Genomic DNA, 20,697 nt, shown 5'->3' with positions numbered 1-20,697 from the left:
AAGGAGCTGCATGATGCAAACGCTGAAGAATGAATACTTAACCGTTACTATAAACGAACACGGGGCCGAATTAACAAGTGTTATTGGTGATGGAATTGAATATATGTGGCAAGCTGATCCTGAGTATTGGAAGCGTCACGCCCCAATTCTATTCCCGATTGTTGGTCGGTTGAAGGATAACCAGTTTGAATATCAGGGAAAAATTTACTCAATGAGCCAACATGGGTTTGCTCGGGATCGGGATTTTACCGTTACTGATAAGTCAAATACATCGGTTGAGTTTCAGTTAGTTTCTGATGATCAGACTCGGGAAGTCTACCCATTTGACTTTGAATTAAATGTAAAATTTGATTTGAGTGATCATCAATTAAGTGAAAGGATTACTCTAATCAATAAGACTGACGGAGAGATTCTGTTTCAAATTGGGGCTCATCCTGGATTCAATGTCCCATTGACTGATGAAGGCTCATTTAATGACTACTTTGTTTCAGTAGCCCCTAAGGGTAAGTATGAAAAAACGCCGTTAAAGCCACCATACAGTGACCCTAATGACGTTTCTGAACTTGACTTTAGTAAGCCTAAGTATTTAGACCATGAATGGTTTAATAGTGATGCCCAAGTGCTTAATCTTAAGAATAAACCTACTACGGTTATGCTAAGCAACAATAGCAACGATCATGGTGTGTCATTGCATCTCGAAGACGCACCCTTTGTCGGTATTTGGTCACCATACCCTAAGGAATCCCCATTTGCATGTATTGAGCCATGGTGGGGGCTTGCTGATACGGTTGACGCTACTGGTAAGTTGGATGATAAGTTTGCAATTAACAAATTAACTAACAAGGATGAACAGTTTACGGCTAGTTTTGAACTAACATTCTTCTAAATAAAAAATCCGGGAATGATATTTAAGGAATCTGGTTATCCTTAAACTACATTCTCGGGTTTTTAAGTTTGATTTAACTGTGATTGTTATAATTGATTTACTTTTTACCAAACCAATACGGGAAGCCAAGATTAACTTTGCTTTCCGTACCGTTGAGCATTCGTTTGATATTTTCCCGGTGTCGATAGATGATAAAGATACACAAAATGGTAGCTAAAACACTTAAGAAGATATCATGAGTAAAGTAAATAATGATGGTAATTGTGATAAAGGCAAAGATGCTTGCAAAACTCACTGTACTAGTAATTAGAATCAATGATATCCAAAGGCCGGCGGCAATCAAGAAAAGGATTGGCCGGTATGCAAGTAGCATCCCCGCACTGGTGGCAATAGCTTTACCACCCTTAAACTTATCAAAGATGGAAAAAGTATGGCCTAAAATAGCAAATAAACCAAAAACCAGTGGATTTATCGTATTGTTATTTAGGAGGGTTGGTAGTAAGGTTGCAAGAGCTCCCTTGGAGATATCCATTACCAAAACGATCGATCCAGCGATTGGCCCAAGAACTCTGTACGTGTTGGTAGTTCCAATGTTGCCGGAACCGTGGCGGCGAATGTCAACATGATAGAACAGTTTACCAATCCAAACTCCGCTGGGAATGGAACCAAGGAGATAGGCGATAATAACCATGCCAATAATTTCTAAAACGTTAGAATCCAAAATAATAACCTCATATTCCTTGTGAATATATTTGTGAAAACGCCTATTATTTTAGCATGGAAACAAAGGTTAGCCAATAAAATTTCGTTTTCAAACCAATATTTTTAATGTATTATGAAATAGATTGCAGAAAAAGGAGTCAGATAAAATGGGAAAGCAAACATCACGTTATGATGATTCCTCGATTCAGATATTAGAGGGCTTGGACGCCGTTCGTAAGCGACCAGGAATGTATATCGGTTCAACCGATTCGAGGGGATTACACCATCTTGTATACGAAATTGTCGATAATGCTGTCGATGAAGTTCTTGCGGGTTATGGTAAGGAAATCAACGTCATAATACATAAAGACAATAGTATTACCGTCGTTGATCATGGCCGTGGTATGCCAACTGGTATGCACGCGTCAGGAAAACCGACTGCTGAGGTGATTTTCACTCAATTGCATGCCGGTGGTAAGTTTGGCCAAGGTGGTTATAAAACGTCAGGGGGGCTTCATGGCGTTGGGGCTAGTGTCGTTAACGCCCTATCTACTTCACTTACGGTAACAATTGTTCGTGATGGTAAAAAATATGAAGAGCATTTTGAAAACGGTGGCCACCCGGTTGGTACCCTGAAGAAGTTAGGTAAAACAACTGACAAACCCGGGACCACTGTCACGTTCAAACCGGATTCATCAATTTTTACTAGTACCGTTTACAATTTTGGCACCCTTTCTGAACGACTTAGAGAAGCAGCGTTCTTGCTTAAAGATACCAAGATTACTTTGACTGATGAACGGACTGACCCTGAAAAAACTGAGACTTACCATTACGAAGAGGGAATTAAGGAGTTTGTTAATTACCTTAACGAGGACAAACACACCCTCGGAGACGTTATGTACTTCGATGGGACAAAGGATGGCGTTGAAGTTGAGGTTGCTGCTCAATACAATGACGGCTACTCGGAGACGCTATTATCCTTCGTTAACAACGTTAGAACTAAAGATGGTGGAACTCACGAGTCAGGACTGAAAAACGCATGGACGAAGGCGTTCAATGACTACGCTCGGAAAATCAATTTGCTCAAAGATAAAGATAAAAACCTTGATGGTTCTGATGTTCGTGAAGGGTTGTCAGCAATCATCTCACTAAGAATTCCAGAAGAAATCCTTCAGTTTGAAGGCCAGACTAAGGAAAAACTTGGGACTCCAGAAGCTAGATCTATCGTTGACAGTGTCGTATCTGAACAACTCGGCTATTACTTAATGGAAAATGGTGAGTTTGCCCAGACCCTTGTCCATAAGGCACTGCGGGCTCGTCAGGCCCGTCAAGCTGCCCGAAAAGCAAGAGACGAAAGCCGAAATGGAAAGCATAAAAAGAAGCAGGAACGCCTGCTATCTGGCAAGCTTACTCCTGCCCAGTCAAAGGACTACAGTAAGAACGAACTGTTCTTGGTCGAAGGTGATTCTGCTGGTGGGTCCGCAAAACAAGGACGCGACCGGCGTTACCAAGCGATTCTTCCCTTAAGGGGAAAAGTTCTAAATACTGAGCGAGCTAAACTGGAAGACATCATGAAAAACGAAGAGATCAACACCATGATTTATACAATTGGTGCTGGCGTTGGTGCTGAGTTCAAGATTGAGGATGCGAATTACGATAAGATCATCATCATGACTGATGCTGATGATGATGGTGCCCATATTCAGATTCTGTTGCTAACGTTCTTCTATAAATACATGCGGCCAATGATCGATGCTGGCCGGGTTTATATCGCACTGCCGCCACTGTACCGTCTCCAAAAAGGAACTGGGAAGAAAATGCAGACCAAGTATGCTTGGACAAATGAAGAGTTAGCAAAGGACTCAAAAGCGTTTGGTAAGGGTTATAGTTTGCAACGATACAAAGGTTTAGGAGAAATGAACGCAGACCAGCTGTGGGAGACAACCATGGATCCAGATTCAAGAACATTGATTAGAGTTAGGATCGAGGATGCCGCTCTTGCTGAACGCCGGGTTACTACTTTGATGGGTGATAAAGTTGAACCCCGAAGAAAGTGGATCGAAAGTAACGTTAAATTCAATCTAGAAGAAGAAGGAAGTATTTTGGATAATACTTCTAATGAATGAAAGGGGAGTTCTTTTTGAGTAAAGTTGAAGAACTTACGCTTGAGGAAGTAATGGGAGAACGGTTTTCTCGTTATTCGAAATCGATTATCCAGGAACGGGCCCTTCCAGATATTAGGGACGGGTTGAAACCTGTACAACGACGAATTCTCTATGCAATGAACAAAGATGGTAATACTTATGACAAGGGCTTTAGAAAGTCAGCCAAGTCGGTTGGTAACGTCATGGGTAATTTTCACCCTCATGGTGATAGTTCTATTTATGAAGCCCTGGTGCGAATGAGTCAGGACTGGAAACTTAGAGAACCGTTGATTGAAATGCACGGAAATAATGGTTCAATGGATGGCGATCCTGCTGCTGCGATGCGATATACCGAAGCACGTCTTAGTAAAATCTCTACTGAAATGTTGCGTGATATCGATAAAGATACGGTCGATTGGGTTCTCAATTTCGACGATACGGAGTACGAACCAACTGTCTTACCATCAAGATTCCCCAACTTATTAGTAAATGGGTCAACTGGTATTTCGGCGGGATATGCAACGGATATTCCCCCTCATAATTTAGGTGAGGTAATTGATGCTGTCTTGTACTTACAAAAGCATAAAGACGCTACTTTAGACGACTTGATGCAGTTTGTTAAGGGTCCTGATTTCCCGACTGGTGGAATCGTTCAGGGAATTGACGGCATAAAGAAGGCATACGAAACTGGTCACGGGAAGATTATCGTTCGGGCCAAGACTAGTATTGAAAATCTTCGCGGTAACAAATCTCAGATCGTAATTACGGAAATTCCTTATGAAGTTAATAAAGCCCAAATGGTTAAACGAATTGATGAAATTAGGCTGAACAAAAAGATTGATGGGATTGCGGAAGTTCGAGATCAGACTGACCGTAACGGACTTTCAATTGTAATCGAGCTTAAACGAGATGTTGATTCAAACGGGGTTTTAAACTACCTGTTTAAAAACACTGACTTACAAATTTCGTATAGCTTTAATATGGTCGCAATTAACCATATGCGGCCTGAAAGGCTATCACTGAAGAAAATTCTTCTGTCCTACCTCGAATTCCAACAAGAAGTAATCAAGAAACGGACAACTTACAATTTGAACAAAGCCAAAGATCGTCAGCATATCGTTGATGGTCTAATCAAGGCTCTTTCGATTTTGGATGATGTAATCAAAACGATTCGAGCTTCTAACAATCGTAAGGATGCCCGGGATAACTTAGTTAAACAGTATGATTTTTCTGAAAAACAAGCTGATGCAATCGTTGCTTTACAACTTTACAGATTAACTAATACTGACGTTACTGAACTTCAGAAGGAAAGCGAAGATTTGGCAGCGAAGATTGCTGAATATAACAAAATCATTGATGACCCTAAGGAATTAAACCGGGTTCTTGCTAAGGAACTTAAGCAAATTGCTAAGGAATATCGGAATGATAGAAAAACTGAGATTCAAGAAAAAATCTCCGATATTAAGATCAATACAGACGTCATCGTCCCTGATGAAGACGTGGTGGTTTTAGTTAGTCATGATGGTTATATCAAGCGGAGTAGCTTACGTTCGTATACAGCATCTAGTGACGAGACTGGTTTAAAAGATGAAGACTATCCAATCTTCATGGAGAAGGTAAACGCTCGGGATCATTTGTTTATGTTTACGAACAAGGGTAATTTGATTTACAGACCAATCTTTGAAATTTCCGACGTGAAATGGAAGGATACTGGTGAACATATTTCCCAGACGATTGGTTTGGATTCAGACGAGGAGATCGTTGCGACCTTTAGTTTCACAGACTTAAAGCAACAGGGTAAATTCTTGATTGCAACCAACGATGGTTTGATCAAACAGGTTGAGTTTAGTGAACTAACGCCAGGTCGGACATATAAAAAGCATGCGTACATGTTTAATAAAATGAAGCATGACGATTCCAGAATTGTTAGCGTCAAGTACAATGCAGAACCGGATGGCAAGCAAATTATTCTGATTTCTAGATTAGGGTTGGCCTTAAGATTTGATCTTGATGAAGTATCTACGTTTGGTGCGAGAACTGCTGGGGTTAAATCAATGAATCTTGGTGAAGATGACGAAGTTACTAATTTTCAAGTGGTTGATGATAATTCCGTCCTAGGACTTGTTACCCAGCGAGGATCATTTAAGAAAATTGCCGTCAAGGAAATCTCAAGCACGTCCAGGGCCCGAAAGGGAGTTAACATTCTCCGAGAACTAAAGCGCGATCCGCATAGAATCGTTGATTTTGCTGTTTTAACGGCTGATGAACAACCGCTGGAAGTGATTACCTCTAGGAGAAAGTTCCATGATATATTGCCAACTGATTACTCCCTAGGTGGACGTTACTCAAATGGTTCATTTGTGATTGATGTTGCCACTGAAGGAACTCCTGAAATTATTAGAAATAAGCCCAATGAAGTAATCGACAATTAACTTTCTGTTGTTTTTGGCAACAATTCATTTGAATATATATAAATTTTGAATTATAGTAGTGATAACATAAATTTATTATAAGTGGTAAGGAGATTCAAAATGAAAACAACACAGGAAAATATTTTTTCCTCAAAAACTCTTTCATACTTCCTTCAGCTGTCTGAGACGATGAACTACACCCAAACAGCCCAAATCCTGGGAATTACTCAACCTGCATTAACTCAACAAATCAAAAAGCTTGAGCGAACAGTTGGTACTCCACTTTTTTATTCAGTTGGGAAGAAACTTCGGTTAACCGATGCTGGAATCATAATGCTAAAAACGACTCACCAAATTTATGATTTACTCAACGAAGCAACCGACGAGATTCAACAAGCCACTAGTTCAACGACTGGTGAAATCAACCTTGGAATTTTAGCTTCAATTGAGACTAAGGTATTTGAAGATTTTGCACTAGAACTGTATAAAGAAAATCCTGATTTGGTAATCAACATTCATATGCTTACTAGAAAAGAAATCTGGGAAAGTCTGGAAAACAACAAGATTGATTTAGCAATTATGTACTTACCTGACGAATCAATTAAGAATTGGAAGCCATATAGCTCTGAGAAGATTATTTCTGATGATTTAATTTTTATCCATCATGACGAGTCTTTGGCACAAAAGAAGAGTATTAGTATCCAAGAAATTGGCAGTCGCCCATGGGTTATGTATCCGCAGGGATATTACTTGAACGTTGCGCTTAGAGAACAATTCAAGAACAACATGGTTGACGTTCCACACGTTACCGCACGCTATACAATGCCAGAGCAGATTCTTAAATTCGCGCTGAATACCAACGCTAATACTGCATTGCCAAAATCGTACCTGCTTAGTCTAGACCCAGAATCATTAAAGGAACAGGGAGCATACACTGCTGAGTTTGAACCAAAAGTTAAGTTTGACCTCGAATTTGTTTTCAGAAAAAACAAAAATGATATTCCTCGAATTGGTCGATTCCTTGAAAAATTCAATGAGTTTATTTCTAAAAAAAGTTTTACAGATCGCCTCATTGACGATAAAGAACAGTTATAATAGTTATATTACAAGTAAGAAGGAGATTTTCACATGTCAAAAGAATTAGTTTTTGGTCACCAAAATCCTGATACAGACGCCATTGTTGCTGCAAAGGCTTACTCATACCTTATGAATCACACTGGTTATGATACTGAGGCAGTTGCCTTGGGTGAACCTAACTCAGAAACTGCGTTTGTATTGAATTACTTCGACGAACCAACCCCACGAGTTATTAAAGAGGCCAGTTCAGAAGTTGATTCAGTAATGCTGGTCGACCACAACGAATTCCAACAAAGTGTTAGTGACATTGAAAAATTAACTGTTACTCACGTTGTTGATCACCACAGAATTTCTAACTTCCAGACTACTCAACCATTGTTCTATCACGCTGAGCCAGTTGGATGTACCAGCACAATTTTAACTAACCTGTTTGACCAAGCAAAAGTTGAAATTCCAGCTCAATTGGCCGGATTGATGTTATCAGCCATTATTTCTGACACATTGTTGTTGAAGTCACCAACAACAACTGAAAAGGATCGGATTGCCGTTAAGACCCTTGCAGAAATTGCTGACATCGATTACGAAAAGTACGGAATCGAAATGTTGAAGGCAGGTACTAATACAGATGCCAAGTCTGATAAGGAATTAATTGATTCAGACGCAAAATCATTCAATCTTGGTGGTAAAAACATTCGGATCGACCAAATTAATGTTGTTGATTTTGATGATATTTTGAAGCGTAAAAGCGACATTTTAGCTGCAATGAAGCAAGAAGCTGATGAAGAAAACTACGATTTATTCCTTGTCTTAATCACTAACGTCTTGAACAGTGATTCAAAGATGTTTGTTCTAGGCGAACCTGCAGAAGCCGTTGAAAAGGCCTTTAACAAAAAGATTGCTGATTCAACCCTTGAGTTACCAGGTGTTGTTTCACGGAAGAAGCAAGTTGTCCCACAATTAACTGACGCCTTAGATTAATAAATTAAGCTCCTAGGCCTTGTTTGAGTTGGCTTTGGGGCTTTTTTATTCGCTGATACTGGTATTTTAGATGAAAAGAAAGTATACTAACTATAATCAGTTGTGTACAATCAATTAATATCAGGAGGCATTTTTTATGGATGAAGACCTAAAGAAGCGACTAACTAAAGAACAATATGAGGTTACTCAAAACGCAGCCACTGAAATGCCATTTTCCGGTGAATATGATAATTTCTATCAAGACGGAATTTACGTTGATGTTGTTAGTGGTGAGCCACTCTTCTCATCAACGGATAAGTATGATGCTGGTTGTGGTTGGCCGTCTTTTACGAAGCCGATTGACAAGCAGGCTTTGAAAACCAACACTGATAAATCGTTTGGAATGATTCGTGACGAAGTTAGAAGTAAAGAAGCGGGTTCCCATTTAGGTCATGTTTTCCCTGACGGACCGGCAGTTGCTGGCGGACTTCGTTACTGCATAAATTCAGCCGCCCTTAAGTTTATTCCAGTGAATGAACTTGATGAAAAAGGGTATAGCGAATATAAGCAACTTTTTGTAAAATAATATATAAAAGTAAGTTGGAGGTTTTATTGATGGAAGATACAGCAATTTTCGCCGGTGGATGTTTCTGGTGCATGGTTAAGCCATTTGATGAGATGCCTGGAATTGATAAGGTAGTTTCTGGTTATACAGGTGGTCACGTTGAAAATCCGACTTACGAGCAAGTTGCAAGTCACACTACTGGTCATACAGAGGCAGTTAAGATTACGTTTGATCCAGAAGTAATCTCCTATGACAAACTAGTTCAAATCTACTGGCAACAAACAGACCCAACAGACGCAATGGGTCAATTCCAAGACCGTGGTGATAACTATCGGCCAGTGATTTACGTTAAGGATGAAGAACAGCGAAAAATCGCTGAGAAGTCTAAAGCAGAACTGCAGGCCAGTGAGATGTTTGACAAACCAATCGTTACTAAAATTGAAGACGTTCAACCATTCTACGATGCTGAAGAAGAGCATCAAGAATTCTACAAAAAAAATCCACTTCGGTTCCAAATGGAAGAGATGGGTGGTCGGTCGAAGTTTATTGACGACCACTGGAATAAGTAAGTAAAGTAAGACACAGACAAGACCGCAACTGCGATTTTACCTGTGTCTTTTTGCTACGATTTCTTATGAATATTATTTAAAGCCTTTCGTTGAGTGCTATCGACAATATGAGTGTACAGACTAGTAGCCTTTGTCGATGATTGACCTAGTTGAGTGGCGACTAGTCGTTCGTTATGGGTTTCTAAGTATAGTTTTGAGGCAAGGGTATGACGAAGCTTATGGGGAGTGATTCTAACGCTGTTGAACGCTTGTGAGTATTTACCCACTAGTAGTTCAACGGACGCTGGCGTGATTCGACGTGGCCGTTCAGCCGCCTTTGTCAGGAACAGGGAAGGGGTAGTGGGGGTTGCAAAATACCGGCTGCTTCTTATTTCTAAATATGGTGAGATGTACGGAATAACCCATTCAGCAATTGGGACTAAATCCCGTTTACCACCTTTACGGACAACCGAAATTGTCTTTTTATGAATGTTAAGATCATCAAAATTAGCATTGGTTAGTTCAGACACTCGAATCCCAGTTCCTAGCATAGTTGCAATAATTGCAATGTCTCGTTCATGATCCCGTTGGTACATTTTCAAACTGCGTTTGCCATTCAGCTGCTTTGGATATTCGTGAATAATAAAATCTAAAAAGTTTTTATCATTTTCATCGAGTAACAATTTATCTTTGATATTGTTAGCTCTTGTTTGATAAGTTTCACTATCTGAAACCAGAGATATCTTCTTCATCACATTCCGATAGAAATAAGGTTCGCCATCAGCTGTTTCAGATTCCTCGGTTAGATACCTAAATAGCGCTGACAACGCGTTTAAAGAGCGATTTACAGTGCTGTGAGACAGAGAATCACTGGCATGATTTGAATTTTGTTTTACACGATTTAGGAGAAATGCCTTGTACAGTTCCATATCCTGCTTTCTAAAATGTTCAAGTTCAGTAAGTGTAATTGATTTAATATTAACGGCTGAGGTGATACCCGTATCAATCATCCAAGTGAAGAACCGATGAAACTCGTTTAGGTACTGATAAAGAGTAGCTGGCGACAAGGGAACTGCAGACTTTTCAACGTAATAATCATGAACAAAGGTCGGCAACTCGGTTAATATTTTTTCATTATGGACTATGTAATCAGATTTTTTCAAAATTATTAAAACCTCCAAAAATAAGGATTTTTTGATGGGGCGAATTTTTATAAATTTATAACTTAGTAAAACTGATATTTTATTAAGTTAACTATAAAACCATTATACCGTGATGATTAGTGACCAGTAAATAGGGAAATATTGGATTTAATTGTTGCTTACCTCTTATATAAAAAATTTGCCTGCCATTTTGGCTTACCTTAGTTGTCCAAACTGACTATGAAATCTGGTTGATTATGATGATTAACTCGATTTAAGCATAAAGATTAATTAGTTGAACCCAAGTGTTTGCCCAGCTGAATTCGACGTTAAATAAGCGCATTCTGACGCCTTATTTAACTTTTTGGATGAACAACTAACAACTACTAATTTACTTATCAATCAGATTCTAAAGGTAATTAGGTTTACTGAACTAAGCTATAGGTACTTCGCAACAGCAACTAAAGATCTAACTTGAATTAGTTGGATATGGATATTGAGTAATCTCAAAAAGAACTCTATAAAATTATTTCAATTCAATTCCACTAAATGCAGAAAGCATCATTTTTTGATTACTCAGAATTTGTCATTCTCGCATATTACAGCAGATTTTTTAAAAATATTACTTCTACGTATAATATATATTATGTAAAGTAAAATATATAAATTCAATTCTCACGTTTAACCTCCCTAATTTAGCCCAAAATAAAAACCAGATTTTCATCTGGTAATCGATAACACTAAATTATAATTACTGGTCTGCCCTTTGCATTCCATGCATCTTCGATTTCACTTAGCGGGAATTCGTTAATGTTAATAGTTATATTGCCAGCAGCTGCATACTCGTAAATCTTTGGTAATTCTGTTTTTAAGTAGCTTTGGAATATCTCAGCTTTAAAACTACCAATTCCAGATCCAATTAACTGAATGTCTTTACTTCGTAAAATTTGAGACGGCAAATTAATTTCTGCACCAGCCATATTGCCGACGGTAATATATTTAACTGATTTGGTTACTTTTATCTTCTTAAACGCGTTTAAAATCAATTCTGCAGGTTTACCCCAAAGATAGTCGATAATTATATCAAATGGATGCTCATCATAAGCCTTTTGGATTGATGTTTCAATCTCTGCGTCAGTTCCACTCAAAGAAATGGTTTCATTTGCTCCCAAATCTTTTAATTGATCCAAGGTTTTTTGGTTTCTCCCAGTAGCAATTATGTGCGAAGCTCCATGAAATTTAGCAAGTTGAACTGCCATCATACCCGTTGATCCAGTAGCTCCGTTCACAAATACAACGTCATTTTTTCTTATGCCACCTCGTTCAGTCAACGCAACATCTGAACCCATAAGTAAATTAGGTAATGCTGCCGCAACAGAACTTGATAATCCCTTTGGAACTGGAACTAATTTAGTTTTGTCAACGATGGCATTTTCAGCCATCATTCCAGTAATTCCCATTGCAAAGAACCGATTATCATCACCAAGTTTGACTACACCATCCATTCCCATAATTGCTGGGAGCGGATCATAATTGGTGTAATGTTTGCCGGCTGCTTTGATGATATCCAATTGTTTCACAGACGATGCAATTGGATGTGCAATAATTTCATTTTGCTTCGATGCAACTGGATTGCTAATGTCTTGAAACTTCGGTGATTTACCATATTGGGTTAAAATTGCAGCTTTCATGTTAAATTACACTCCTTAATTGGTTGTATATTACAAAGATATGAACTTTAGCCTATTTTTTCAACTCCATTAACTTAAAATAAGGCTTAAACTCTTCCGGAGCCTCATCCTCTGTAAGTAAAGTTGTTGGTAGTTCTGCATTCTTACCAAATTCATCATAGCTATATAGCCAATATCGAAAGTCAAGATGTTTATGAGCACCTTCGTTTTTAACTGGATTAGCAGGAATATCAATCACGTTGACGTCAACCAATGTTGGTTCAATTGCCGGAATAGCGAAAATCCCAGTTTCTTCAAGAAATTCGCGCATTGCAGTTTGCAACGGTATTTCCCCTGATTCAACATGACCAGCTGGCAGTAACGTAGTCTTGAGATACGGATGAAGAATAAATCTTGCTATTGGCAGTAAATGCAACCGCACTAGCCGATAAATGAAATGGGGTTTTTCGATTCGTAAGATCTTCACTTGGGATAGTAAGCAGTGCATTACGCATTTTCTCTAGTTTCCCAGTCGTTAACCATGGAAAAAATGACCCAAGCGCTTGATCAATTTCGTTTGTCAGAAAGTTTGCTAATGAGTTCACCAATTACCACCACCTAGCTAGTCTAAAGTTCAGATTTAATCTCTTCATAAGCATCAATCAGCATCTTAGTTTCTTTGACATCGTGAGTTCTGATCAGACTGCCGCCAAAAACCGTCATCAATGTTTCGAACAGTAGTGTTGGAATCAAGCGGTCATCAGCTTTATCTAAGTCAAATAGCCGACTAGAAAAGCTCTTACGAGAGATAGCAATCATTATTGGAACGTTAAACTGATTCATCATCTTTGTATATCACATCTTTATCATATCAAACGTTAACGTATTATGGTTAGAAAAGCCTACCCCCGGATCCAAAACGATGTTCTCTGGTTTAATCCCCGTCGATAACAAGTCCTTTAAGTTTTGCTCAAAAAAACCATTCATTGTATCAGTTAATGTGTCAGGATGCTCGTCAAAATTTCGGCCGTTAAACATTGAGACCACTGATGGTTGATATTGTTCCACCAAATTTAATTTTTCTTTCGAATCAAAGCCATCGATATCATTTATAATTTGAATCCCATCGTCTAGGGCATACTTCATTACTTCAGGTGTGTTTGAGTCAATTGCAAGTACCAAGTTGGGAAACTCACGGTGAATCTGCTTTAGATAAGGAACTAAGCGATTCCATTCTTCACTAGCACTTATGTCGTCAAAATGCGGTTTTGAGGACTTGCCACCCACTTCAAAAATAGAGGCACCTTGCTCAAGTTCAGTTTCAATTCGATGAAGAACTCCATCAACTGAGTTATTAACGCCACCGTCATAAAATGAATCTGGGGTTAAATTCAAAATCGAGTATATCAAAGGTTTGCTGGTAATATCAAAACTAAAGTTGCGACCGGTGAAATATAATTTACTGGAGTCGATAATCTTAGTTATTTGGTGAGATATTTTAGGAAAAGCTGTGGAGTGTTTTGCAAAGTTCGTAATTTTCGATCTACTATCATCGATAACGAATGTCTTACCAATGCTGTAGTAATTGATATTACTTGTATTAAGCAAGTTTAGGACATTGCCATGATCATCATCGATGTTTGAAATCGATATTTGTAGGTGGCCACGACTATTAAAATTATTGTTGATGGGTTGAACGTCCAAATTAACCCCTCCTATTTGTTTAAAATGTAATCTCTAATTGGGTTAATTAAGTAAAATGACCCAACGCAAAATATGGTGGTGTTTGCTTCCGCTAAACTGATTGCTTTATCTATAGCATGACGGGGGTTAGACTCTTTGCCAGCGATTTTCATGCCTAAGTTAGTGGCCGTTTCCGCTAATGTACCAACCGCTAACGCTCTATTGTCATTGATTGGTTGAGTTATGACAAATCTGGGATTATTAAGTGTTGCTAGTTCCGCCATTGATTTAACATAGTTTTTATCCTTCAAAAAGCCAACAACTATGATAAGCTCATGCGTTATGAACTCATTGCTAACAGTTTCCTTGAAGGAGCTAATGCCATCTGGATTATGAGCCCCGTCAACGATTATCTTTGGAGTATTGTTTATTTCTTCAAATCGGCCAGGAATCATTAAATCACCTAAAGCTTTGGATAATAAAGTCTGAGGACCCTGTGAAATAGAATGACGGTCGATAAAATTCATAAACCAAGCAAGCACAGTTCTTAAATTAGTTTGTTGATAGTTGCCACTTAAGCCAAACTTGAATTCATAATTGGTATCACCAAACGTTGCTGATACCTTGTTACCGTTTTTAGTAACAGCAATTGAATCAGCCATTATCAGAGTCGACCCCTTGTCTAGGGCCTCTTTTCTAATTATAGACTGAACCACTCCCGGTTCACTCGGAGCCACAATGGTTGTGTTGCTAGGACGAATGATTTTTGCCTTTGCCGTGGCAATTTCTGCTAGCGTATCACCTAATATGCCTAGATGATCCAGGCTAATTGGAGTAAAAATTGAATACATTGTTGTAAAAACTGCATTAGTTGCATCTAATTCGCCACCTAAGCCACATTCCAGGACGGCGAAATCGACCCCGCCTGAGGCAAAATAGAGAATTGCAACAATTACTCTCATTTCAAAGGGTGACAACCTTTTATCGCCAGATTTTAAGGCTGGCAAATTATTGACACGGTGTTCAATATTTCTAACTTCTCGATTCGATATCGATTCAAAATTAATGCAGATATCGCTGTTACGTGGTCCGACAACGGGGCTCATAAATAAGCCAACTTTATCACCCAATTCTGCTAATATTTTAGCAATCATGGTTGCCGTGGAGCCCTTTCCGTTAGTCCCACAAACGTGAATTATCTTAAATTGTCGGTCTTGATTACCCAGCTCACTTAGAACTTTTTTCAGTAATCCAATCCGATCTCCCTGGTTATACAAAGAACCTTCTGGGATTTCGCTATAATGATTGGTCATTTAAATCACCAATTGAGTTTAGAAACTCAGATTTTATAATATTATCATTTTCAAATTGACCAGAAAAGCTAAAAGTTCTAGTTGTAGAATCAGCTTTTTTTACGCCCCGCATTTCAACACACATATGGCGAGCATCAACAACCACAGCAACGCCTTTTGGTTCAAGAATTTGATTGAGTTGAGAAAGAATATCACTAGTTACTTTCTCTTGGAGGCCTAACTTGTGGGTTACAAAATCCACTAATCTCGGGATTTTACTTAACCCAATAATCTTGCCATTATTTGGGATATAAGCCACGTGAACTTTGCCAAAAAATGGCATCATATGATGTTCACACATTGAATAAAACGGAATATTTCTCATCATAACCATATTTGAACTAGATGATTCATCTGTTTGAAATAGTTTATAATCAGTGAAGTTACTTTGCCCAGTAGAACTGAAAATTTCATCACTCATTTTTGCAACCCGTAACGGGGTCTCAAGCAGTCCCGCCCGATCAGGATCGTCCCCGATAGCTGCTAAAATAGTCCTAACACTAGCCTGAATTTGCTCTGAATGATGATGTTCCAAAGCAATTTTACTGAATTGTTGGTTTGTGTGCTCTTTTAGCGAGTTAATAGTCGACTCAATCTGATTGTAATATGCAAATTCCTTTGGTAATACCTCTGATGCAGGAGCCAAAACAAACAACCGATTAAATGCTTCTGGGTGTGGTACCACTAAATTATCTTCGTTAATCTGTTGGGTTCCCCAAAAAATGATATCAATGTCTAGTGTTCTTGGTCCCCAGTGAACATCACGCTTACGATGAAAATCTTGTTCAATTTGGTTAATAGTTGCAAGCAAATCTAAGGGCGTCATTGTAGTTGAGATATTAACTGCAGCGTTGATAAAATTCGCCTGCTTAATTTCACCAACGGGAGTAGTTTCATAATAACTAGATTGACTAACAATCATAATCCTGGGATTGTTGCCAATTGCATTAATGGCACTATCTAAAAACGCTTCTCGATTGCCCATATTACTTCCTAGGCTGAGAATAATGTTATCTTGCATTTAGTCGCTCACCTCAATTTCAACGTTATCTAGTCCAACGTCTAATGGTAAATTTTGTTTTCTAATTTTAACACGAATGCCAGCTATTCTGCTGTCAGTCGCTTTTAGTCGATCGATGATTGTCTGAGCCAACGTTTCAAGCAAATTTACCCTAGACTCAGTCACTATTGATTGAATAATTTTTGGCATGTCCGCGTAACTAACTGTAGTTGTGATATCATCGTTACTTACCGTGGCATTTACCTTAATTTCAACGTCAATTTCAATGTTCTGTCCAACCACTTTTTCCTCAGGTAACACTCCCAGATGACTATGAAATCTCAAATTATTAAGTCTAATATAATACATAGTTTCCTCCAAAATTAAAAACAGCAAGCACAGGTACTTACGTCCATATACTGGAGTACCCGTGTTTGCTGTTTTATTATCTATTTAAAAATAACCGATTGGTGATTTGCTTAAATTGAGGTAGGTTTAAAACAATCCAAATAATAATCATTTGAATTGGAGTAACCAGCAACTCCTTAGCAAGTCTAAGTGGTAATAGTGAAACAAACGGTGTCTTGTACAACACGGTTAGCCATAGAGTGTTCAATACTGTATTTACGAACACTGCGATGATCAGCTGTGAAACTACAACGTTCTTAATGGATACTTTTCTGTCATAAAGAAAAATACCATACAAAACAGCGCCCAGGACAGCGGATAGTGTAAAACCTGGGAAGTAAGTCGTTCCTGCAATCAGCGTACCCAAAATATCACTAATTGCAGCAATGGTTCCCGCCCAAGTCGGACCGTACCAATACGCCATAATTGCCGTAATTACAAATGCAAAGTTTAACCTAATAAACTCAGTGCCAACATTAAACTTTGCCACAATTAACCCAAGGGCCATCAATAATCCAAGCATAACGATATCGACCGTTCTTAACTTGGTAAAACCTAAACTAGCTGTCTTCATGATCATGACATCTCCTAAGCAGGAGTTCACCAATATTTCAACGCGCAAAACATTTAGCGAATGCGAGAATAACACCGCAAGGTAAAAACCTTTTCGTCCGAAGTTCACATTCCGTTCCTTCGACACTTAACGCGTTATTCCCTACTCCAAATTTTTAATACAAGATTAAGTCTAGCACAGAAAATAAAAAAAACAACAAAATCACTGATATCTGTTGAAATAGTGAGTTTATTGTTCGTGTTTAATATATATGATTATAGTTTATCTTGGTCAAAATCCCGAATCCAAGCAAGGGCTAAAGCCTTATTACCAAGGTGAGTACCAATTTCCGGTCCAAAGTAACTACGCTCAATTGGCATATCAGGATATAGTTCGGAAATTCTAGCTGCCCATTCTTCACCGCTCTTAGGATCATTGGCATCCAAGACAAGCGCTCTTAACGGATAAGTTGCTTTACTTCTAGCGTTTTCGAATAATTCTTCAACCCGCTTGAGAGCCTTTTTACGGGAGCGAATTTTTTCAATGGCAACGATTTCGTGGCTATTATCATCAAACGTCAATAATGGTTTGATTTTTAAAATACCACCAATAAAGGCGGAAGCATTAGAAAGTCTGCCACCTCTAACCAAGTTCTGCAGATCATCAACCACAAACAACTCATCCATTGTGCTTCTTAAATCATCTAGGTAGCTAATGATCTCCGATGGAGTTCTTCCGAGAACGGCCATTTTACTGGCCTGAATTGCAAGGTAACCCATCAATTTAACGGTAATTTGGGAATCATATGGAATCACTTTGATATTCTCAATTGTAGGAGCCAACTGTTTGATTGAGTTTAGCATTCCGGAAATTGTACTAGCCAAGTGAATACTAATCACCGTATCATATCCCTGATCAGCAAGAGATTGGTAAACGTTGATCATCTCTCCCATCGGTGCTTGAGACGTACTTGGAAACGATTCGGAACTGAGGAGTTTTTCATAAAACTCCTCAGTTGTAATGTCAACACCCTCGTGATATTCCCTGCCATCAATAATGACTGGCATTGGTACTACGGTAATATTGTATTTTTTGATTTCTTCTTCAGAAAGATACGCTGTGCTGTCAGTCACAATTGCAATTTTCATATTTTCCACCTATATAAATTAGTCAAGTATGTATTAAGCATTAGAGACGATTAATACTTTTATCTAGTCGGTTAATTAGGATTTTAAGCAACTTTTTTTCTTCTTCGGTCCAGTGGTTGAAAACCACATCATTTGCTTTTCTGATTTCTTCGTTGATTGAACGGAGAGCATTATTGCCCTTGTCTGTTGGTGAATATACCAATTGTCGGCGGTCTTTGCCAACCGCGACTTTGGTTACCATTTCTTTTTCAAATAGGCGCTTTAATTGTCTAGATAATGTAGATATATCCAACCTAGTAAAATCTGATAACTTTTCCTGAGTATCAAGGCCATCAACAATGTGACCGAGAAGGCGCCACTCAGATACAGTTAATTCCTTTTGTTTAGTTGTCCTGTACAAATGCAGATTGTATGAAGAAGCAGAATCAAGTAGACCTGACAGAATACTTTTCATTCTTAAAATACCTCCGAAAAATTAGTATACCCTTTTTAGGGATTATAGACAAATTGGTTACTATTCGCATTCTCATTAAAATAAGCTATACTGTAAGTTGCGATTAATTGAAAGGAGTGGATTTTTCATGTCATTTGACGGATCTTTCACCCACGCGATGAAAAAAGAACTGAACAATCTGCTAGCAACAGGTCGGGTCAGTAAAATCAATCAACCTTACCCTAACGAACTATTAGTGACGATTAGGGCTAATGGAAAAAACAGAACCGTGCTTCTATCGGCTAACCCCAATTATGCTAGAACGCAAATAACTACCATTCCAGCGGCCAATCCCGCTGTTCCTAATAACTTTACTATGGTGATGAGAAAGTACCTTAGTGGCTCAATTTTAGAACAGGTGACCCAGTTAGATAATGATAGGGTCCTTAAGTTTCACTTTACGGGGCGAAACGAATTAGGCGATCAAACAAAACTGCTATTAATTGTTGAAATTATGGCCCGCCACAGTAATGTAATTTTAGTGGATGACGCTAACAGCAAAGTCATCGATGCAATTAAACACGTTGGTTCAGACGTTAACCGTTACCGAACAATTTTGCCAGGTTCAACTTACATCAATCCTCCTAAACAGGACTTACTTGATCCGTTTGAGTTTGACGATTTTGATAAACTTACCGATTTAATGCGCCAATTCCCCAATCAAGATGTGCTTGCGGAGAATTTAAGAAAAACATTCCAAGGACTTGGTAATGACACATCTTTGGCACTTGCAATTAGTTTACATCAAAGTAACGACATAAAGAATACCTTTACTGAATTTTTTGCGAAATTTTCCGATCCCAAACCTAGTCTTGGGGAACTTGCTAATGGCAAGCCAAATTTCAGTGCCTTTGCCTACCCGCAGATTAAAAATAACCGGGAATTTGATACCCTTAGTGAATTACTTGATGTTTTCTACGAAGAAAAAGCCCAAAAGGACCGCGTTCACGAACAAGGTTCCGTTCTAATCAACGTCGTTAAAAAGCAACTGAAAAAAAATCGGACCAAATTAAAGCGCCTAAAGAAAGATATGGCCGAAACAGACCACGCTGACGAATTTAGAATCAAAGGTGAAGTTCTTACTACGTACCTAAGTCAGGTCAATCGTGGAGATACATCAGTTACGTTACCAAACTTCTATGAAGAAAACGCACCAATCAAGATCAGCCTATCAAACGAAATTAGCCCCTCAGCTAATGCTCAGAAGTATTTCAAGAAGTATCAAAAACTGAAGAATGCCGTTTCTTATTTGAATGATCAAATTTCAACGACTGAAGCAGAAATTAGTTATTTTGAAAGTATCGAATCACAAATTGAGCTAGCAAATCCAGAGGATCTTAGAGATATTCGGTTAGAATTAGAACAGGGCAATTATCTCAAGAATCATGAGCAACATCAGAAGAAAAACAAACGTAAACAGAAAATTAACAAGCCAGAAGTATTTACCGCCAGTGATGGAACGGAAATATTGGTTGGGAAAAACAACCTTCAAAATGAAAAGTTGACAATGCACACGGCTGATAAGCGGGAATACTGGCTTCACACTAAAGACATTCCTGGCTCTCACGTCATTGTTCGCAGTTATGAACCAAGTGAAGAAACCCTGCTTGAAGCAGCAAATCTTGCTGCCTACTTTTCAAAAGCTCGGGATTCAACCAAAGTTCCAGTTGACTATACTCAGGTTCGACATATTAGAAAGCCTAATGGAACAAAACCAGGATACGTTATTTATGACAGTCAAACCACGGTGCTTGTTGATCCAGATGAAGCAGCAGTTAAAAAACTACAATCAAAAAGATAATGCTAATATCAAAAGGCCTAGGAAAATTCCGGAACTTAGTCAAATCGTATTGATGAAGTTTCTGAAGCATCGCCGAAAGGTGATGCTTTTTTTGTCTAATCATGAATCAATCTGATTCTGATGAATAAATGGGCCATATTTTTAAAGCCATAACAAC

The 20,697-nt window shown here is 38.5% G+C and carries 21 protein-coding genes and 1 riboswitch; of the genes, 8 read left to right on the top strand and 13 right to left on the bottom strand.

Annotated elements, in window-relative coordinates:
- Positions 1-13 precede the first annotated feature (13 nt).
- Positions 14-886, top strand: coding sequence for an aldose 1-epimerase family protein (locus QOW94_RS00960; protein WP_283678183.1), 873 nt, complete (start codon positions 14-16; stop codon positions 884-886).
- Positions 887-983: 97 nt separating this feature from the next.
- Here the strand turns inward: QOW94_RS00960 and plsY are convergent, their stop codons facing one another.
- Positions 984-1,607, bottom strand: a complete 624-nt coding sequence (plsY, locus tag QOW94_RS00955) for a glycerol-3-phosphate 1-O-acyltransferase PlsY (RefSeq protein WP_283678182.1) — start codon at positions 1,605-1,607, stop codon at positions 984-986.
- A gap of 148 nt (positions 1,608-1,755) precedes the next feature.
- Here plsY and parE point away from each other — a divergent pair, with 148 nt between their 5' ends.
- The 6 genes from parE to msrA all read left to right on the top strand — a co-directional run bounded on the left by parE (position 1,756) and on the right by msrA (position 9,311).
- The gene (gene parE, locus QOW94_RS00950) at positions 1,756-3,714 is read left to right on the top strand and encodes a DNA topoisomerase IV subunit B (RefSeq protein ID WP_283678181.1); all 1,959 of its coding nucleotides are present in this window, start codon (positions 1,756-1,758) and stop codon (positions 3,712-3,714) included.
- Between the two features lie 14 nt (positions 3,715-3,728).
- A complete protein-coding gene (parC, locus tag QOW94_RS00945; RefSeq protein ID WP_283678180.1) occupies positions 3,729-6,164 on the top strand; it encodes a DNA topoisomerase IV subunit A in 2,436 nt (811 codons plus the stop codon).
- 99 nt (positions 6,165-6,263) lie between these two features.
- On the top strand, positions 6,264-7,238 hold the full coding sequence (locus tag QOW94_RS00940; protein ID WP_283678179.1) for a LysR family transcriptional regulator: 975 nt from the start codon (positions 6,264-6,266) through the stop codon (positions 7,236-7,238).
- A 33-nt stretch (positions 7,239-7,271) separates the two neighbouring features.
- Entirely contained in the window at positions 7,272-8,198 is a 927-nt protein-coding gene (locus QOW94_RS00935) for a manganese-dependent inorganic pyrophosphatase (RefSeq protein ID WP_283678178.1), read from the top strand.
- 136 nt (positions 8,199-8,334) lie between these two features.
- Positions 8,335-8,763 (top strand): peptide-methionine (R)-S-oxide reductase MsrB, encoded by a 429-nt coding sequence (gene msrB, locus QOW94_RS00930; protein ID WP_283678177.1) that lies wholly within the window; start codon positions 8,335-8,337, stop codon positions 8,761-8,763.
- A gap of 29 nt (positions 8,764-8,792) precedes the next feature.
- The gene (gene msrA, locus QOW94_RS00925; RefSeq protein ID WP_283678175.1) at positions 8,793-9,311 is read left to right on the top strand and encodes a peptide-methionine (S)-S-oxide reductase MsrA; all 519 of its coding nucleotides are present in this window, start codon (positions 8,793-8,795) and stop codon (positions 9,309-9,311) included.
- 53 nt (positions 9,312-9,364) lie between these two features.
- Here msrA and xerS read toward each other — a convergent pair whose 3' ends face one another.
- From xerS to QOW94_RS00865, 12 genes are all read right to left on the bottom strand, one after another.
- A complete protein-coding gene (gene xerS / locus QOW94_RS00920; RefSeq protein ID WP_283678174.1) occupies positions 9,365-10,453 on the bottom strand; it encodes a tyrosine recombinase XerS in 1,089 nt (362 codons plus the stop codon).
- Positions 10,454-11,172: 719 nt separating this feature from the next.
- The gene (locus tag QOW94_RS00915) at positions 11,173-12,123 is read right to left on the bottom strand and encodes a quinone oxidoreductase family protein (RefSeq protein ID WP_283678173.1); all 951 of its coding nucleotides are present in this window, start codon (positions 12,121-12,123) and stop codon (positions 11,173-11,175) included.
- 52 nt (positions 12,124-12,175) lie between these two features.
- Positions 12,176-12,445: an NUDIX hydrolase gene (locus QOW94_RS00910; protein ID WP_283678172.1), complete on the bottom strand. Its 270-nt coding sequence runs from the start codon at positions 12,443-12,445 to the stop codon at positions 12,176-12,178.
- 16 nt (positions 12,446-12,461) lie between these two features.
- On the bottom strand, positions 12,462-12,707 hold the full coding sequence (locus QOW94_RS00905; protein ID WP_283678171.1) for a hypothetical protein: 246 nt from the start codon (positions 12,705-12,707) through the stop codon (positions 12,462-12,464).
- Between the two features lie 22 nt (positions 12,708-12,729).
- Positions 12,730-12,948, bottom strand: a complete 219-nt coding sequence (locus QOW94_RS11090) for a pterin-binding domain-containing protein (protein WP_283678170.1) — start codon at positions 12,946-12,948, stop codon at positions 12,730-12,732.
- A gap of 9 nt (positions 12,949-12,957) precedes the next feature.
- Entirely contained in the window at positions 12,958-13,806 is an 849-nt protein-coding gene (folP, locus tag QOW94_RS00895; protein ID WP_283678169.1) for a dihydropteroate synthase, read from the bottom strand.
- Positions 13,807-13,817: 11 nt separating this feature from the next.
- Positions 13,818-15,098, bottom strand: a complete 1,281-nt coding sequence (locus QOW94_RS00890; RefSeq protein ID WP_283678168.1) for a bifunctional folylpolyglutamate synthase/dihydrofolate synthase — start codon at positions 15,096-15,098, stop codon at positions 13,818-13,820.
- Positions 15,082-16,158, bottom strand: coding sequence for a GTP cyclohydrolase I FolE (folE, locus tag QOW94_RS00885; protein WP_283678167.1), 1,077 nt, complete (start codon positions 16,156-16,158; stop codon positions 15,082-15,084). Before folE ends, QOW94_RS00890 begins: the two co-directional genes overlap by 17 nt.
- Positions 16,159-16,506 carry a dihydroneopterin aldolase gene (gene folB / locus QOW94_RS00880; protein ID WP_283678166.1) on the bottom strand — a complete coding sequence of 116 codons (348 nt, stop codon included), beginning with the start codon at positions 16,504-16,506 and terminating at the stop codon, positions 16,159-16,161.
- A gap of 76 nt (positions 16,507-16,582) precedes the next feature.
- Positions 16,583-17,119, bottom strand: coding sequence for a folate family ECF transporter S component (locus tag QOW94_RS00875; RefSeq protein WP_283678165.1), 537 nt, complete (start codon positions 17,117-17,119; stop codon positions 16,583-16,585).
- A 52-nt stretch (positions 17,120-17,171) separates the two neighbouring features.
- Positions 17,172-17,270: riboswitch (THF riboswitch) on the bottom strand.
- Between the two features lie 103 nt (positions 17,271-17,373).
- Entirely contained in the window at positions 17,374-18,246 is an 873-nt protein-coding gene (locus QOW94_RS00870) for a DegV family protein (protein WP_283678164.1), read from the bottom strand.
- Between the two features lie 40 nt (positions 18,247-18,286).
- Positions 18,287-18,700 (bottom strand): MarR family winged helix-turn-helix transcriptional regulator, encoded by a 414-nt coding sequence (locus tag QOW94_RS00865; protein WP_283678163.1) that lies wholly within the window; start codon positions 18,698-18,700, stop codon positions 18,287-18,289.
- 127 nt (positions 18,701-18,827) lie between these two features.
- Here QOW94_RS00865 and QOW94_RS00860 point away from each other — a divergent pair, with 127 nt between their 5' ends.
- On the top strand, positions 18,828-20,540 hold the full coding sequence (locus QOW94_RS00860) for an NFACT RNA binding domain-containing protein (protein WP_283678162.1): 1,713 nt from the start codon (positions 18,828-18,830) through the stop codon (positions 20,538-20,540).
- Positions 20,541-20,697: the final 157 nt, after the last annotated feature.

Origin of the sequence: Lentilactobacillus sp. Marseille-Q4993 (assembly GCF_951230165.1) — a bacterium.
Classification (GTDB): Bacteria; Bacillota; Bacilli; order Lactobacillales; family Lactobacillaceae; genus Lentilactobacillus.
This window is presented reverse-complemented; position numbering and strand designations above follow the sequence as displayed.